The organism is Roseateles sp. (assembly GCF_965262435.1).
Lineage (GTDB): Bacteria > Pseudomonadota > Gammaproteobacteria > Burkholderiales > Burkholderiaceae_C > Paucibacter_A.
Window position 1 is genome coordinate 4,622,739 of record NZ_OZ253537.1, and the last position, 15,687, is coordinate 4,638,425.

At 67.3% G+C, this 15,687-nt stretch carries 10 protein-coding genes; 5 read left to right on the top strand and 5 right to left on the bottom strand.

Annotation, left to right across the window (positions count from 1 at the left end):
• Positions 1–36: 36 nt before the first annotated feature.
• Entirely contained in the window at positions 37–3,546 is a 3,510-nt protein-coding gene (locus ACQY39_RS19850) for a PAS domain S-box protein (protein ID WP_428509179.1), read from the top strand.
• A gap of 101 nt (positions 3,547–3,647) precedes the next feature.
• On the top strand, positions 3,648–4,256 hold the full coding sequence (locus ACQY39_RS19855) for a response regulator (RefSeq protein WP_263568796.1): 609 nt from the start codon (positions 3,648–3,650) through the stop codon (positions 4,254–4,256).
• Here the strand turns inward: ACQY39_RS19855 and ACQY39_RS19860 are convergent.
• Entirely contained in the window at positions 4,235–5,827 is a 1,593-nt protein-coding gene (locus ACQY39_RS19860) for a sensor histidine kinase (RefSeq protein ID WP_428509181.1), read from the bottom strand. The two genes, ACQY39_RS19855 and ACQY39_RS19860, sit on opposite strands and share 22 nt — an antisense overlap.
• Positions 5,828–6,211: 384 nt before the next feature.
• Here ACQY39_RS19860 and ACQY39_RS19865 point away from each other — a divergent pair, with 384 nt between their 5' ends.
• Genes ACQY39_RS19865 through ACQY39_RS19875 form a run of 3 tightly spaced genes read left to right on the top strand, consistent with a single transcriptional unit; the run spans position 6,212 to position 10,787 of the window.
• Positions 6,212–6,619, top strand: a complete 408-nt coding sequence (locus ACQY39_RS19865; protein ID WP_428509183.1) for an Hpt domain-containing protein — start codon at positions 6,212–6,214, stop codon at positions 6,617–6,619.
• Positions 6,616–8,889, top strand: a complete 2,274-nt coding sequence (locus ACQY39_RS19870; protein ID WP_428509185.1) for a putative bifunctional diguanylate cyclase/phosphodiesterase — start codon at positions 6,616–6,618, stop codon at positions 8,887–8,889. Before ACQY39_RS19865 ends, ACQY39_RS19870 begins: the two co-directional genes overlap by 4 nt.
• Positions 8,889–10,787, top strand: a complete 1,899-nt coding sequence (locus tag ACQY39_RS19875; protein ID WP_428509187.1) for a diguanylate cyclase domain-containing protein — start codon at positions 8,889–8,891, stop codon at positions 10,785–10,787. The genes ACQY39_RS19870 and ACQY39_RS19875 overlap by 1 nt, the downstream gene beginning before the upstream one ends.
• A 135-nt stretch (positions 10,788–10,922) precedes the next feature.
• On the opposite strand, the gene ACQY39_RS19880 is transcribed toward ACQY39_RS19875, so the two are convergent.
• From ACQY39_RS19880 to flhF, 4 genes are all read right to left on the bottom strand, one after another.
• The gene (locus ACQY39_RS19880) at positions 10,923–12,269 is read right to left on the bottom strand and encodes a methyl-accepting chemotaxis protein (protein WP_428509189.1); all 1,347 of its coding nucleotides are present in this window, start codon (positions 12,267–12,269) and stop codon (positions 10,923–10,925) included.
• A 106-nt stretch (positions 12,270–12,375) separates the two neighbouring features.
• Positions 12,376–13,089 (bottom strand): RNA polymerase sigma factor FliA, encoded by a 714-nt coding sequence (locus ACQY39_RS19885; protein WP_263520633.1) that lies wholly within the window; start codon positions 13,087–13,089, stop codon positions 12,376–12,378.
• An 18-nt stretch (positions 13,090–13,107) separates the two neighbouring features.
• Positions 13,108–13,932 carry a MinD/ParA family ATP-binding protein gene (locus ACQY39_RS19890; RefSeq protein WP_428509192.1) on the bottom strand — a complete coding sequence of 275 codons (825 nt, stop codon included), beginning with the start codon at positions 13,930–13,932 and terminating at the stop codon, positions 13,108–13,110.
• Positions 13,933–13,967: 35 nt separating this feature from the next.
• The gene (gene flhF, locus ACQY39_RS19895) at positions 13,968–15,665 is read right to left on the bottom strand and encodes a flagellar biosynthesis protein FlhF (RefSeq protein ID WP_428509194.1); all 1,698 of its coding nucleotides are present in this window, start codon (positions 15,663–15,665) and stop codon (positions 13,968–13,970) included.
• Positions 15,666–15,687: the final 22 nt, after the last annotated feature.

The following is a 15,687-nucleotide window of genomic DNA, read 5'->3' on the forward strand; positions in this document are numbered from 1 at the left end:
CCGGCCTCCTCCGGGCGGCCCGTAAACTCGGCGCCAATGTCAGCCCAACTCTCTCTCCTGCCCCAAGATCTTGCCGCCCTGCGCGGCGTGTTCGGGCTCATCAGCGACCCCGTCCTGCTGCTCGGCGAGGCGCTGGAAGTGGTGGAAGCCAATCCGAGTGCGCAGAGCCTGTTGGAACAAGCCGCGGGGCTGAGTGGTGGCAAGGGCCTGCACGGCCTGCAGACCAGCCATGGCGGCCGTGTCGGCGACTGGTTGCGCCTGGCCAGCCGGGCCCTGCTAGATGGCCGTCAGGGCCCGCCGCCGACCGGCATCAAGCTGGTCAGCGGCCAAAAAGCGCTGCTGACCCTGGTGGCGCTGGAGCCGCGCGCCGATGATGCGGCGCGCTGGATGCTCCATGCCCGTCCGGAAGATAAACACCGCGGCAAGCCGGCGGCCGGCAAGGCCAGCTCGCCCGAGCCCGCCGCAGAGGGTCAAGTCTTGCCCGGCACACCAGTGCCCAGCCCTGCTGCTGTCCCGGCCCAGCCGGGTGAGGCCGGCGCGCGCGAGCAGCTGCTGCGTGAACAGACCGAACGCGCCCAGACCGAGCTGGCCCAGTGGCTCGACATGAGCCCCCTGCCCATGTGCAGCTTCGACGCGCAGGGCCTGCTGCTCAAAGCCAACAGCGCCTTCAGTGCCCTTTGCCTGCGCCCGCTGAGCACCTTGCACGAGGCCGATGCCGCCATCCAGCAATTGCTGGCTTGGGACCAGGGCCGCCTCAGCGAAGCCCTGACTGCGCAGGACGAAGGGCTGCTGACCCAGGCCACCCTGATCGACCCAGCCGGACGCACGCGCTGGCTGCTCGGCCGGCTGAAGCCCCTGGCCGGCAGCGGCGGCTCAGCACGCCGCTTCCTGGCTGTGCTGGAGGACCGCAGCTCGGAGCAGGAGCGGGATCTCGCCCACCAACAGCTGGACGCCCTGATGGACACCGCCGGCGTTGGCCTGGCGACTTTCCAGCAGGATGCCGGTTGGCTGCGCCCGCGCGCCCCACGCACACCGGCACCGGCGACAGGCAGCCTGGGCCAGACGACGTCCAGCCAGCGCAACTCGCTGGCCAGCCTGCAAGGTGTCGGCCGCGACATCGTCGAGCCGGCCTCGCTTCATGAATTCGAACGGCTGCAAAAAGCACTCAAAAAAGGCGATCGGATCGAAGTTCGCTATGCCGTGCGCCACCCCGAACTGGGCCGACGCTGGCTGCTGACCCGGGTCGAACCGGGCCAGCTCGCCTCGGGCAAGCGGACCACCTCGGTCGTCACCCTGGACGTGACAGCCCAGGCCCAGGCCGAAACCCGCAGCGAGCAACTGCTGCACGAGCTGACCACCATCATGGACAGCGCCAGCCTGGGCCTGGCCTATCTACGCGGTGACCAGCTGGTGCGCTGCAATGGCGGCTTTGAACAGATGCTGGGCCTGCCCGGTCTCCAGCATGCCGGCACGCCGGTGGCGCAGCTGTTTGCGGCCCTGCCCGAACTGGCGCAGCAGGTGCAGGACGCCCTGCCCAAGCTGCAAGCCCAGCAAACCTTCGAGGCCGAATTCCTGCAAGTGGGCAGCGAAGCGGCCCAGCCGCGTTGGCTGTCCCTGAGCCTGCGTCAGGTGCGCGCGGCCACCCCGGCCGGCGAGGCCGACAGCGGCCCGCCGCGCGACAGCGAAACCATTGTGGTCATCAGCGACATCTCGCGCCTCAAGGCGCAGCAGAGCGAGCTGGAGGCCCTGGTGCAGGACCGCGAGCTGATGTTCAGCCTGTCCGATGTCGGCATCGCCATCTTGCGCAAGGGTCGCATCGCCCGTGCCAATGACGCACTGGCCGCCCTGACCGGCTACCGCATCCACGAGCTCGGCGGCCTGGCCCATGAAGCCCTGTTCGAGAGCCCGCAGGATTTCGAGCACCTGAGTGCCGAAGTGCGTGAGGCCTTGCAGCGGCAGGGCCTGTGGCGCGGCGAGCGCCGCGTGCGCCGCCAGGACGGCAGCGTGCTCTGGATGCAAGTCAGCAAGCGCGTGATGCGACCCGGCGCGCCGGATGAGGGCATCATCGCCACCTACGTCAATGTGGACGACCGCTGGCGCGCCCAGCAGTCACTGATGCTGCAGACCGAGCGCGAACGCGCGGTGCTGGACTCGGTGCTGGTCGGCATCGTCACGGTCGGCCGCGGCGGCATCGAATGGATGAACCGGTCTGCGCGGCGCATGTTCGGCGGCGACCTGAGTGAGTTTGCAGGCCACTCCATGAGCATTGTGGCCACGCCGGCGTCTGACCACCCCTTCCGCCAGACCCATTACCTGGACGAAATGACCGAGGGCCAGACCGAGGCCTTCGAGTGCCGCCTGAAAGCACGCGACGGGCGCGAATTCTGGGTGGTCGGCAATGTGGTGGTCACCGGCGCGCGCGGCACCGGCCGCCAGCTGACCTTCGCCCTGCTCGACATCGACCGCCGCCGCCAGGCCGAGGCCCAGACCCTGCAGGCGCAGGCCTCGCTGAGCCGCATCATCGAAGCCGCGCCGCTGGCCATCAGCCTGCATGACGCCAAGACCTTGCGGGTCGAACAGATCAACCAGGCCGCCGCCGCGCTGGCCGGGCGCAGCGAAGAGGAACTGATGGGCGCCAGCCCCGAGGACCTGTTCGGCCCCATGCAGGGCGAGCTGATCCGGCGCGATATGTTGAGCGCCCTGTCCGCCAGCGCCAGCACCGTGCTGCAACGCGAGTACCGGCTCGGCGAGGGCGAGCATGAGCGCGTCTGGGACGCGCGCATCCTGCACCTGGCCGGCACCGGCGACAGCCCGGACGCAATCGACGAAGGCACACCCGAGCAGCTGCTGCTGGTGGCCAGCGATGTGACCGAGCACCGCGCCGCCGAAGAAGCGCGCTTGCAAGCCGCCATCTCGCAGCGCGAGTTGCTGGTGCGCGAGGTGCACCACCGCATCAAGAACAATCTACAAGGCGTGGCCGGCCTGCTGCAGCAGATCGCGGCGCGCCGACCCGAGGTGGCCGGCGTCATCAACGAGGCGGTCGGCCAGGTGCAAGCGATTGCCCAGGTCTACGGCCTTCAAGTCGGCAGCTCCGGGCCGCTGCGCCTGCGCCGGGTGGTGGACGCCATCATCGGCTCGGTGCAGCGCATGAGCGGGCGCCAGATCGCCAGTCACATCGAGGGCGCCACGGCCGAACGCGTCAATGACTGGACCCTGCCCGAAGCGGAATCGATCCCGATCGCCCTGACCCTCAACGAGCTGCTCAGCAATGCGCTCAAGCACAGCCCGGCCGGCGCCGTCAGCTGCACCCTGCACTGCGGGGCTGACAGCGTCAGTGTGGCCATCACCAACCCAGGCCGTCTGCCGCTGGACTTCAGCTTGGCGCAAGTGCCCGGCGGTGTCTCGGGTCTGGGCCTGGTGCGCGCCCTGCTGCCGCGTCGCACCGCACGCCTGAACCTGGAGCAGGAGGGTGAGCTGGTGGTCTGCCGGGTTGAACTGCTGCAGCCGAGCGTCAGCCTGCTGCCGCCCCCGCCCGCAGCCCCGTAGTCACCCCAGGAAGCCCCGTTCGCCGGTTTGGGCGACAATGCCGCCAAACACAAGGTCGGCAGCAGCCGGCCGTATTCCAGCACAGCGGGGGGCCTCCAACGGTGAGCAGCAAGGGCAAGATTCTCGTAGTCGACGATGACCGTCTGGTTCTGGCGACCCTGACCTATGGGCTGGCGCAGGCCGGCTTCGAAGTCATTGACGCAGACAACGGCGACGACGCCATCCTGCTGGCGCGCGAGCACCGCCCCGAGTTGGCCTTGCTCGACATCCGCATGGAAGGCTTGAGCGGCTTCGATGTCGCCGCCTACTTGCGCGAGTACCTGCAGATCCCCTTCATGTTCCTGTCGGCCTTTGCCGACGAGGAAACCGTGGCCAAGGTCAAAGAACTCGGCGCCGTCGCCTACCTGGTCAAGCCCTTGGACATCCACCAGATCGTGCCCGCCGTTGAGGCTGCGTTTGCCCAGCGGCGCCAGAACACGAGCCTGGAAGTCGCACCCAGCGCCCATGCCCGGAGAGATCCTCACCCGGTGCTCGACGATCTGCAGGCCCTGGCCGTGGGCGTGCTGATGCACCGCTACTCGCTGGCGCGCGGCGACGCCCTGGCGCGGCTGCAAAAGCTGAGTGCCAGTGAAGGCAGGTCGGATGTCGAGCAGGCGCGCCTGCTCGTCGAAGCCGTAGAGATGCTGGCTCAGCCGGCCAATGTGAAGTAAAAGCGGGCGCCCTCGCCCACGGCCGACTCGGCCCAGATGTCGCCGCCATGGCGACGCACGATGCGGCGCACCGAGGCCAGGCCAACGCCCGTGCCTTGGAAGTCACTGGCGCTGTGCAGGCGCTGAAAAACGCCGAACAGGCGGTCGGCGAAGCGCATGTCAAAACCGGCGCCGTTGTCGCTGATCCGGTAAGTCCATTGCCCCTCTTCCAGCTGCGCTTCGAAGCGGATCTGGGCCTGCGCGCATTTGCCGCTGTATTTCCAGGCGTTGCCGAGCAGGTTCTCCAGCACCATGCGCAAGAGGGTCGGGTCGCCTTGCGCCACCATACGGGGCTGGATGTGCACGGTCACCGAGCGCTCGGGCGCACTGCGGCGCAGCTCTTCCACCACGAATCCGGCCAGCTGAGACAGGTCGACCGGCTGGCGCGCCAGCGGCTGGGCCGAAAGCTGGGACAGCGACAGCAAGGAATCGATCATGCTGTTCATGCGCGCGGCCGCGCCCATGACCCGGTCCAGGTGGTCATTGCCGATGCGATCCAGCAAGCGACCGTAGTCCTCTTTCAAGATGCGGGCAAAGCCCTCGACCACGCGCAGCGGCGCGCGCAAATCATGGGAGACGGTGTAGCTGAAGGACTCGTGCTCGCCAGCATCACTGGGCGGCGGCAGGGCCGGCGCTGTGACCGGCGGCAAGAGCGCCAGAGCGTAACTGCCGGATGCATCGGTGTAAGCGCGCGGCAAATGTCCACTCAAGCGCTCACAGAGGCCGGCGCTGAACTGGCCCTGGCAGTCTTGCCAGCGCTCGCCAACGCGCGCGCCGGCCGCTGCGGCCTGCGCATTCTGAGCCAGCAGCAGCACCGGTGGCACGACGCTGAGCAACCAGGCCGGGCCAGGCAAGGCCTCCAGCCAGGCCGTGCTCGGCACCGGCGTCGGCAGACCGAGCGGCGCGGCCGGCTCCTGCATGGGCCGGGCGCTGCCGCAATAGCCTTCAAAACAACCCTGGGCATCCCAGCGCGCAAGTCCGTGCAAGAGCCACAAACCGGGCTGCGGCGCGCCGTCCACCGTCTGCACCTGCAGCTCGAACTCCGGAGCCTGCTGGCCAAGCAGCTCGCGCAAGCTGCTGGGTGCAGCGCCCTCGGCGCCATCAAGGGCGCGAAAACGCTCCCAGAGCGCCTGGCAAGTGCTCTGGCCGACCCATTGCGAGCTCAGCGCCTCATGCGGCCCCTGCCAGCGCACGAGATGGTGTTCGGCGTCGGTGGCCCACAGCCAGTCGGTTTGCAGCTGCGCCATCAAGCGGCTGTGCTGCCGCGCCTCGCGCAGGCTGTCGTGCAGGCGCTGGCGCGTCAGTCGCACGCCCACATGCCAACCGAGCCCTGCCACCAGCAAAAACAGCAGACCGGTGCACAACACCGTCAGCAAGCTGATCGTCAAGCTCAGTGAAACAAGCTCCTGAAGCGCCACAAACCAGGCCAGACTCAGCAAGGAGATGCCTGCCAGCACCAGCGCCAGAGTGGCAGCGGCGGCCCGGCGGGGCAGGCGGCGTGTGCTGACACGGGCATCGCTGGAGCTGTTCATGCGAGGCATTGTACGGAGCACGATCGGGCGCTCAGCGCACTCATCAGAAACGAACCGTCAGCTGGCCTCAGACGCTTGGATCAAGACCTTGACGGTGCGGCTACATTCCGACAGTGACTGCCTCAACCACCCTCATTCCAGCCCAACGAACCGCGACGCCGGCCTTGCCGGCGGCGGACCTTGCTGCAGGCAAAATGAAGCCTGTCAGCTCAGCGTCCGGCCGGGCAAGGAAAAACCGCGCCAAGCGCCACAAGAACATTCAAGCTTTGCTCACGCAGCCCCGATATCCTGATCAGGCCCCGCATGCCCGCCCGCTCACACAGGCGTCGGGCGGGCAGCATCCCGTGCTTGCGCATCAAGTCCTGCCGCCATTTGCTTTCTGACATGTCCACGCCGCCCCTTGCCCCCACCGACGCGCAGCCTGCCGCTGCGAGCAACTGCCTGGACCCGCTCGCCCTGGAGCGGCTGCGCGAGCTGGACCCGAGCGGCCAGAACAAGCTGATCGAACGGGTGCTGGCGGCCTATATGAAGTCGCTCGACCGCATGCTGCCCGAGCTCAGCCAGGCGCGCGGCGAGAACCTGGACCTGCAGGTGATTCGCCATATCAGCCATACGCTCAAGTCCTCTTCGGCCAGCCTGGGCGCCATGGCGCTGGCCGAGCGCTGTGCCGAAATCGAGACCCGGGCCAGAAATCAACAGACTGAAGGCATGGAGACCTTGTTGGACGCTATGCTTGACGACATCCAACAAGTGCGCATGGCACTCACCGCCCTCGCCCCGACGACGCCATGAATTCAGCCGGATCGACCATCCACGACGAACTGCCGGAACGCGCCAAGGTGCTGCTCGTCGATGACGACGAGGTCAACCTGCTGATGACGGCAGCAGCCCTGCGCGAGCGGGGCTTCGAGGTCACCGAGTCATCCAGTGGCGAAGCGGCCCTGGAACTGATCGCCCACATGTCACCGGACCTGATCGTGCTCGACGCGATGATGCCCGAGCTGGACGGTTTCGAGACCTGCACCCGCCTGCGCGAATTTCCCGGCTTCGAATCGACCCCGGTGCTGATGCTGACCGGCCTCGACGACGACGCCTCCATCAACCGCGCCTACCAGGTCGGCGCCACCGATTTCTTCGTCAAATCCACCCAGTGGAGCCTGCTGGCCGGCCGCCTGCGCTATCTGCTGCGCAGCTCGCGCACCCGCATCGAACTGGAGCGCAGCAAGGCCCGCTTGGCTCGCGCGCAGGATTTGGCCCGCATGGGCAGCTTCGAATGGCATCTGGGTGGCGGCTTTACCCTGGCTGCGGAAGCCTTGCGGGTGTTCGGCCGCGGGCCGCAGGAGGGGCTCGATTTCATCGGTGTGATGCGCATGATCCCGCATGAGGAGCGGGCCTTGTTCCTGCGCCTGCTGCGCGACGTGATCGCCCACAACTCGGTGCTGGTGACCGACCTGCCAGTGACCCTGCTCGACGGCCGCCAGCGCGTGGTCCACATCGAGGCCGAGCCCGAATTCAACGAGCACGGCAATACCAACGGCTACACCGGCGTGATGCAGGACGTGACCGACCGCCGCCAGGCCGAGGACCGCATCCGCCAGCTCGCTCACTTCGATGCCCTGACCGGCCTGCCCAACCGGCGCCAGCTGATCTGGCGCGTCGAACGCGCCATCGAGCAAGCACGCCGCGGCGGCCATGAAGTCGGCCTGCTGCTGATCGACCTCGACCGTTTCAAGATCATCAACGACACCCTGGGCCATGCCGCCGGCGACGAGTTGCTGATCGAGGTGGGCCGGCGCCTGCGCGCCTGCGTGCGCCACTCGGACCAGGTCATGGAAGGCATGCTGGAGACCATAGGCGGGCGCTCGCACCGCACGCTGGAGGCCGTGGGCCGACTCGGCGGCGACGAGTTCGTCGCCCTGCTGCCCGAGATCACGGACGAACGCGATGCCGAGCGTGTCGCCGAGCGCGTGCTCGAGGCCATGCGTGAGCCCATCTTCATCTCGGGCCAGGAGTGCTTTGTCACCGCCAGCGTGGGCATTGCCATCTACCCGCGCGACGGCCTGACCATGGCCGATCTGCTGCGCAATTCAGACGTGGCCATGTACGCCGTCAAATCGCAGGGCCGCAATGCCGCAGCCCTCTATACGCCGCAACTGGCCGGCCAGGGCCGCGAGAAGCTGGAGCTGGAAAGCGCCCTGCACAAGGCCCTGGAGCGCGGCGAGATCGTGCTGCACTACCAGCCCAAGATCGATGTGCGCGCCGCCCGCATGGTCGGCGCCGAAGCGCTGATGCGCTGGAAGCGCGGCGACAAGCTGGTGCCGCCCAGCGAGTTCATTCCCCTGGCCGAAGAGACCGGCCTGATCGTGCCGCTGTCCGAATGGGCGCTCAAGGAAGCGGCGCGTCAGGCCAAGGTCTGGCAGCTCAATTTCGGATTCTCGGATTCGATTGCCGTCAACCTGCCCAGCCGCATGTTCGAGCGCTCCGATCTGGTCGAGCACATCCATCAATGCGTGAGCGCCTATGGCGTCCCGCACCGGGCGATCCAGCTGGAGATCACCGAAAACAACCTGATGAAGGATCTGCAGAACGTCATCCCGGCCCTGCACCGGCTGAACGAAGTGGGCGTGGAGATCTCCATCGACGACTTCGGCACCGGCTATTCCTCGCTGGCCTACTTGACGACGCTGCCGATCTCCGAAGTCAAGATCGACCGCACCTTTGTGCGCGACCTCGGCATCACGCCGCAGAGCTCGGCCGTGGTCACCGCCATCATCGCCCTGGCCCGAGCCATGGGCCTGCGCGTGATCGCTGAGGGCGTGGAGACCCTGCGCCAGATGGACGTGTTGCATCGCCTGGGTTGCAGCCTGATGCAAGGCTTTTTGTTCAGCAAGCCGCTGCCGCCGGAAGAAATCGAACAGTGGCTGGCACAGACCGTGCTGCCGCGCAAAGCGCCCTGGATCGCCCAGGCCCACAACGAGCTCGACGGCGACTCGGGCGCGGCCGGCAACGGCCTGCCCAATGAAGCCCTGCGACCCCACGGCGGCAAGCTGCCCTTGAAATAATGGACGACTCACGCCGCCCCGCGCCTCTGCCCGCCAACTCGGCTCGCAAGCCCGGCGCCACGCCGCCGGCCCAGATCGCCAAGGCGGCCCTGCTGCGTCTGGCTCAGGCCCAGCTGGAGCCGACGCCCGAGAACTATGCGCGCGCCTTTGCCATGGAGTCTGGGGTCGAGGCAGCCGCGGCGGCTCTGCCTGAGCGGGCCCAGGCCGTGCTTGCCAAGCTGCTGAGCATGGGCGTCAGCAATGCCCAGGTGCGGCTGGAGCTGCAGGTCTGCGTGCGCGAAGGACGCTGGGACGAAGCCCTGCGCGAGCTGGAGCGCTTGCAGCGCAGCGAAGGCCCGGGAGCCCAGGCCGAGGCCATGGCCCAGACCCTGGAACGCCTGGTGCGCGGCCTGGAACGCGGCGGCCGTCAATGGACGGTGGCACGCAAAAAAGACGGCCTGCAGCGGGTGCTGGAAGGCAACCGCAGCGATGGTCAACGCCTGCTCAAGCGCCTGGGTCAGCTGGTCAGCAGCTGGGACAGCGATGTCGCCGACGCCAGCATCGCCACCTCGGAGGAGCCCGGCGGGACACCCAGCCAGTTCTTCGCCGAAGACGATTTCCTGCCCAGCACCCTGGAGACGACCGAGCCTGAAATCAGCGGCAACAAAAGGGACAGCGAAGTCCTGAGTTTCCGCGCCGCAGGTGTTGGCTTGCCCAGCCCATGGCCCGGCATCGAAACCAGCTTGCACAGCACGGTCCAACATGCCCTTAAAAGCCCGGAGCGCTATGCCGACGAGCTGATGGCCGAGCTCGACGTGGCCCACCTCGATTTGCAGGCCGGCGGCCCCACACCCGAGAAAGCGGCACTGATCGAAACCCTGTGCCAGCGCGCGCGCCATCTGCTCGACCACCGCCAGCATCTGTTCGGCGAACTCGGCGAGCTCTGCCGTGAGCTGAGCGCCAGCCTGGTCGACCTGGCCGAGGATGATTCTTGGGCCAAGGGCCAGTGCGAGGCCATGAATGACACCCTGGAGCAGGGCCTGAGCGGCCGCGGCGTGCGCTCGGTGACCGAGATGCTGGGCGGCACACGCGAGCGCCAGCGTGCCCTGCGCGAGGAACGCAGCCGTGCTCGCGATTCGCTCAAGTCCCTGATCCATCAAATGCTGGCCGAGCTCGGTGAGCTGGGCCAGCACACCGACCGCTTCCAGAACAGCGTCGGCCGCTATGCCGAGGTGATCGAAAAGGCCGACTCGCTGGAGAGCCTGACCGGCGTGGTGCGCGAGATGGTGGAGGAAAGCCGCAGCGTGCAGTCTCTGGTCAAGCAGACGCAGGATCGCCTGACCCTGGAGCATGACAAGGCCAGCAGCCTGAGCCGCAAGGTGGCCGAGCTGGAAGGCGAGCTGCAGCGTCTTTCCAATGAAGTGCAGACCGACCAGCTGACCCAAATCGCCAACCGGCGCGGCCTCTTGGCGGCCTTCGCCACCGAGCAGGCCAAGGCCGAGCGCGAAACCGGCGACAACGCCCTGATCGCCTTGGCCCTGCTGGACATCGATAATTTCAAGAAGCTCAACGACACCCTGGGCCATGGTGCCGGTGATGTGGCGCTCAAGTCCCTGGCCGAACGGGTGTCACAGCATCTGCGGCCGGGCGATCTGGTGGCCCGCTACGGCGGCGAGGAATTCGTGCTCATGCTGCCCAGCACACCGGTGGCGGAAGCGCAGGCCGTGCTGCAACGCCTGCAGCGCGCCTTGTCGGCCAGCCTGTTCATGCATGAGGGCAAGGACGTGTTCGTCACCTTCTCGGCCGGCGTGACCCTGTACCGCCCAGGCGAGACCCTGGAAGTGGCCCTGGACCGCGCCGACGTGGCGCTCTACGAGGCCAAGCACACGGGCAAGAACCGCGCCTGCGTCGCACCCTGAGAGTCGCCACAAAATCCTTCTGGCGTCCTTGGCCCAGCTTGCCGTACTGAGCGTGCTGTCTGCACCGGTCCTCCTAGCCAGAACCGCTTCGCTGGCTTTTGCTGGCGACTCTAATGCTCGGAGCGCGCCAAGGGCTCAGAAGCCAAAGGCCAGGCGCAAGCCGCCCCAGTGGCGGCCCTGCACGGTGATCGGCGCCGAGGCCTCCTTCAGCAGCACGAAACGGCCGCCGCCCATGTCGCGGCGATAGGTCTGCAGCAGGAAGGGCCGCTGATTGCGGGCCGAGGCCAGGCCGGTACGGTCGTTGAAGATGCGCCGGTAGCGGCTGTTGGCCGTGTTCCAGACCACATCGCCGGGCCGCTGCGGTTGGCAGTACTTCTTGTTGTGAGTGGCCACATAACCATTGCGATCCACGGCAATGCAGTACACCACCTTGTCGCTGAGCTGCAGCATCGCTTCCTGCACGGCCGGAAAGAGGCGGTCGGCGAGTTCGACAAAGTCACTCAGATGCTGGGCGGGCTCGCTGCCGGCGATCGGGCGATAGCGCTCATCGAAAAGTTGCTGCATAGAGATCTTGCGGCTCTGCAAGGCCTGCTCCAGCAAGTCGGCAATCTGTCCAGCGCCGCGCTGCGCCGCCTCGATGTACAGCGCGTCCTCGACCTTGATGCCCGAGGCCGCGATCTGCTCGATCAGCTCCTCTGACAGCTTCAGGAAACGATTGCTGCACTGCGCGGCACTGTCCAGGCTGATCATGGCCTGCTGGATCTCTTGCTCCAGTTCGAGCGCACGGTCGCCGAGCGATGCGGTGATGCGCTCGCTCTGCTGGGCCGAACTGGCGATGCGGTCGACATCGTGCTCGACATCGGCGAAGGCCTGGTGGATGGCGCTTTTGTGTGCCTGACCGGCATCACTGCGCAGCTCGCGGCTGAACACCTCGATGCGCGCATCAAGTGCCGACAAGGTGCCCATGATGGCCTTGGAGGACGCGTCCACCTTGCCGGCCAGGTCCTTGACCGCATCGGCGACGACGCCAAATCCGCGCCCGGCCTCGCCAGCGCGCTTGGCCTCCACCGAGGCATTGAAGGCGACCAGCCGGGTTTGCAGGGCGATTTTGCTGATGTCTGAGGCCGCGTCGGACACCTCCCGCAAGGTCTGCACAATGCCGCCCACCTCGTTGCCAATGCCGGCCAGCGACTGCCGGGCCCGCAGCACCGCATGGCGGCTTTGCTCGGTGGCTTGGTTGATGCCTTGCTGGGCTTGCTGCACCTGGACCAGTTCGCCGGACAGGGCGCCCATGGCCTCGGCCTGGGTGTTCACCACCTTCTGAGCGTCTTCCAGCACGCCGCGCACTTCGGCGGCATCACGGCCGACATTGGACACCGAGCGCGACAGGCTCTGCACCAGCTGCGTCAGGGCCTGCTCGCCGCCGGCTGCGGTCTGGGGCGATCGCGGCTTGGGGTCTTCACCCGCTTGCGCGCCTGACATGCTTCGCTTCCGTCCGAAAAACATAGGCTCGTTCCCTTTGGCAGTGTTTGCCCGGCTGCCTCGTAGGCTAGCAGCAAAGACCGACGGGCGCCGCTGAAGCAGAGAATTACCAGTCGCGCAGCTTGACGCGCAGGCGGGCGATGGCCTGGCTGTGCAGTTGGCAGACGCGCGATTCGGTCACCTTGAGCACGACCGCGATCTCTTTCAAGTTCATATCGTGCTCGTAGTACATGCTCATCATGTGCTGCTCGCGCTCGGGCAGGTTCTTGATGGCCGCCACCAGGGCCTCGCGCATGCGGTGGTCCTGCAGGCGCAACATGGGGTTGTTGCTGTGGTCGGCGACATGGCGGTCGAGGAAGTCCTCGTCACCCTCGTCGCCCGACATGTCTTCAAGGTAGACCAGCTGGGTGCCGCGCACCTTGCCGAGCAAATCTTGGTATTCGTCCAGCGGGATCTTCATCTCGGCGGCGATCTCGCTCTCGACCGGCGCCCGGCCCAGCTGTTGCTCGAGCTTGCGCACCGCGCCTTCGATCTCGCGCTGCTGACGGCGGGTGCCGCGACTCATCCAGTCACCGCCGCGCAGCTCGTCGAGCATGGCGCCGCGGATGCGCTGGGTGGCAAAGGTTTCGAACTGCACGCCCTGGCCAATGTCGAAGCGCGAGAGCGCATCGGTCAGGCCGATCAGACCGACCTGGATCAGGTCGTCGATTTCGATATTGGCGGGCAGCTTGGCAATCATCTGATGCGCCAGTCGTCGCACCAAGGGGCTGTACTGCTTGATCAGCGAGGAGTTATCGAGGCGGCCTTTGGCGGTATACATCATCAGCTCCTGCGGCAATCAGTAGGTGGCAGCCATGGCCGGGCGGGCAGCGGCCGTCATGCGCACGGGCGGGCGCAGCGGGCTGGCGTTGACCGAGGCTTCCAGTGCGGCTCCTGGCGGGGCGGCCAGCAGCAGCTCACGGGCCAGATGGCGAATCTCGGGCGAGACCGGCGCCGTCGGCGGTGTCTTGGGGTCCAGGCAGGCCCAGTCGCGCAGCACGGCACCGAGAAAACCATCGGCGCAAGAGCTGATCTGCTGGGCAATGCGGTCGGACAGGCGCAGCTGGGGCGAACTGGCCAGCAGCAGGCTGTAAACCATCAGGCCAGCTCGGCTGGCCAACCACTTCATGCCAGCGTAGGCATGGGTGACGCTCATGCTGTCGGTGTCGGCCAGCAGCACCGGGCGCACCTCGCGCAGGGCCACCACGCGGGCCAGCTCAGCGGCGCTGGCGTGCAGCAACACGACATCGGCAAAGGGAGCGGCATCGGTCACCGCTTCCAGGAACTGCGCGGCCGAGCCGTTGGCATTGATGTAGCGCATCGGCAGGCCGCGGGCCGCCAGATAGGACACATCCTTGGACAGGCTTTCCACGCAGGACGCCAGGTCCACGCTGGCCAGCTCGGAGGGCTTGGGCGAGCTCTCGCCGGCATCGACCACCAGGGTGTGCAGGCCCAGCTCTGCAAAGGCCTCGCACAGGCCTTCCAGCAGCACGCCGCCGCCCACCACATGGGGGTTGCTGACGACTGGGATGAAGCGCACCCGCGAGCTGGCGAACAGGCGGCGCAGGCCATGGGCCTGGTCCTGCGGGGCGTGGGATGAAGAGGTGCTGTGAGCGTCGCGCATGATGGGTGAGTCTCGGTTGGCTGCTGCGTCAGGGCTCAGAACATGCCCATGGCGGCCGTGTGCGAAGAGCCAAGCGCGGGCCCTCCGGCGAAAATCAGGTTCACATCGGCGCTGTCCATGCGCCAGGCGCCGGCGGCCGTGCTGCGCAGCGCGCGCTGCACCAGGGCCTGGGCCGACAGACGGTGCCAGTCTTCGGGCACACGCTGACCGTTGGTGACACCTAGCACGGTCAGCTTGTGACGGATCAGGGTGTCCAGGGCCGGGGCCAGCTTGACGGCCTCATCGATCTTGGACAGCACCAGGCCGTGGCAATCTTTGGCACGCCAGGCCGTGGTCACGTCCTCGATGGTCTCGCCTTGCTGGGCGGCATTGACGACCAGGATCTTGCGCACACTGGGATGAGCCAGCATGTCCAGCAGCTCCTGGGTGCGGCTGTCGCGCTGGGCCATGCCTGCGGTGTCGATCAGGACCATCTTCTTGGCCGAGAGCAGCTCCAGCAGATCTTCGAGCGAGGCCCGGTCATGGGCGGTGTGCACCGGCACGCCGAGGATGCGGCCGTAGGCGCGCAGCTGCTCGTGAGCGCCGACCCGGTAGGCGTCCAGCGTGATCAGGCCCAGGTGGGCGGCGCCGTAACGGGTGGCAAAGGCGGCGGCAATCTTGGCCGTGGTCGTGGTCTTGCCGACGCCGGTGGAGCCGATCAAGGCAAACACGCCACCCTGCTCTTCCAGGGCAGGACCGGTTTCGTCGGTGTGCAGATTGCGGGACAGCACATTGGCCGCCCACTGGGTTTCATCGGCCGGCTCGCCCTTGGCGGCTTGCGCACCCTTGAACTCATTGGGGCAGCCTTCGACCAGCTTGCGCACCAGGGCGGGCGAGAAGCCCAGCTCCAGCAGCTTTTGCGTCAGGCGGGCCTGGATGGGCTGGCGCTGCAGCTTTTCCATGAAGGCCAGGGCGCCGAAACGCTCTTCGATCAGGCCCTTGACTTGGCGCAGTTCGTTCATCATGTCCTGCTGGTCGCGGCGGCCGCGGCCAGGCAGATCGGGCAGTTCTGCGGCCAGACCGGCGGCCGACAGGTCACGGCCTGCATGAGGCATGCGGATCTCGTCGCGCAGCACCGGCGGCGAAGGCGGCACGGGCACCGGGCGGCGCGCGGCCGTCTGAGCCGGCTCCGGGCGGCGCGGTTGCATGGCTTGCAGGGCGGCCTGAGCACGCTGCTGACGCGCGGCATTGAGCGAGCTGACGCCGGGCTGGTCCTGGGGCGCGGGCGCCTCGGCCTGCTGCTGGGCATAGACCGGATCGGGGGCACCGTCGAGCTCGGCCTGGCGGCGCTTGAGCACACGTTCACGCACATAGTCCTGGAAGGACAAGGTGCTCATGGCCAGGGTCTGCACATCGTCGGCGACCTCGTTGCCGAAGCCGCTGACCGGATCGTTGTGGCCGAAGCTCGGTTCGCTGCGTTGACCTGTGCGGGCGGCAAAGCTCTTGGCGGACGGATTGACGACCGGCGAAGACGGTGCAGCGGGGCGTGCCGCCAGACGGCCGGGCGAGGCCACGCGCGGTGCCGTGGCGGCCACGCGCTCGATCTGGGACATGCCCTCCGGTGCCATGGCCAGCACTTCCACACCTTCGGCGCAGGGCTTGTTGGACAGCACGACCGCATCGTCGCCAAAGGCCTTGCGGACCAGGGCCATGGCTTCGCGTGATGTGCGGGCGGTGAAGCGTTTCACGTTCATGGGGCCTCCTGCCGAGTTGCCT

Excerpts from the sequence above, each read along its gene's own strand:
- ACQY39_RS19850 (WP_428509179.1), top strand. The coding sequence starts at position 37 with ATGTCAGCCCAACTCTCTCTCCTGCCCCAAGATCTTGCCGCCCTGCGC.
- ACQY39_RS19860 (WP_428509181.1), bottom strand. The coding sequence starts at position 5,827 with ATGAACAGCTCCAGCGATGCCCGTGTCAGCACACGCCGCCTGCCCCGC.
- ACQY39_RS19865 (WP_428509183.1), top strand. The coding sequence starts at position 6,212 with ATGTCCACGCCGCCCCTTGCCCCCACCGACGCGCAGCCTGCCGCTGCG.
- ACQY39_RS19870 (WP_428509185.1), top strand. The coding sequence starts at position 6,616 with ATGAATTCAGCCGGATCGACCATCCACGACGAACTGCCGGAACGCGCC.
- ACQY39_RS19875 (WP_428509187.1), top strand. The coding sequence starts at position 8,889 with ATGGACGACTCACGCCGCCCCGCGCCTCTGCCCGCCAACTCGGCTCGC.
- ACQY39_RS19880 (WP_428509189.1), bottom strand. The coding sequence starts at position 12,269 with ATGTCAGGCGCGCAAGCGGGTGAAGACCCCAAGCCGCGATCGCCCCAG.
- ACQY39_RS19885 (WP_263520633.1), bottom strand. The coding sequence starts at position 13,089 with ATGTATACCGCCAAAGGCCGCCTCGATAACTCCTCGCTGATCAAGCAG.
- ACQY39_RS19890 (WP_428509192.1), bottom strand. The coding sequence starts at position 13,932 with ATGCGCGACGCTCACAGCACCTCTTCATCCCACGCCCCGCAGGACCAG.
- flhF (WP_428509194.1), bottom strand. The coding sequence starts at position 15,665 with ATGAACGTGAAACGCTTCACCGCCCGCACATCACGCGAAGCCATGGCC.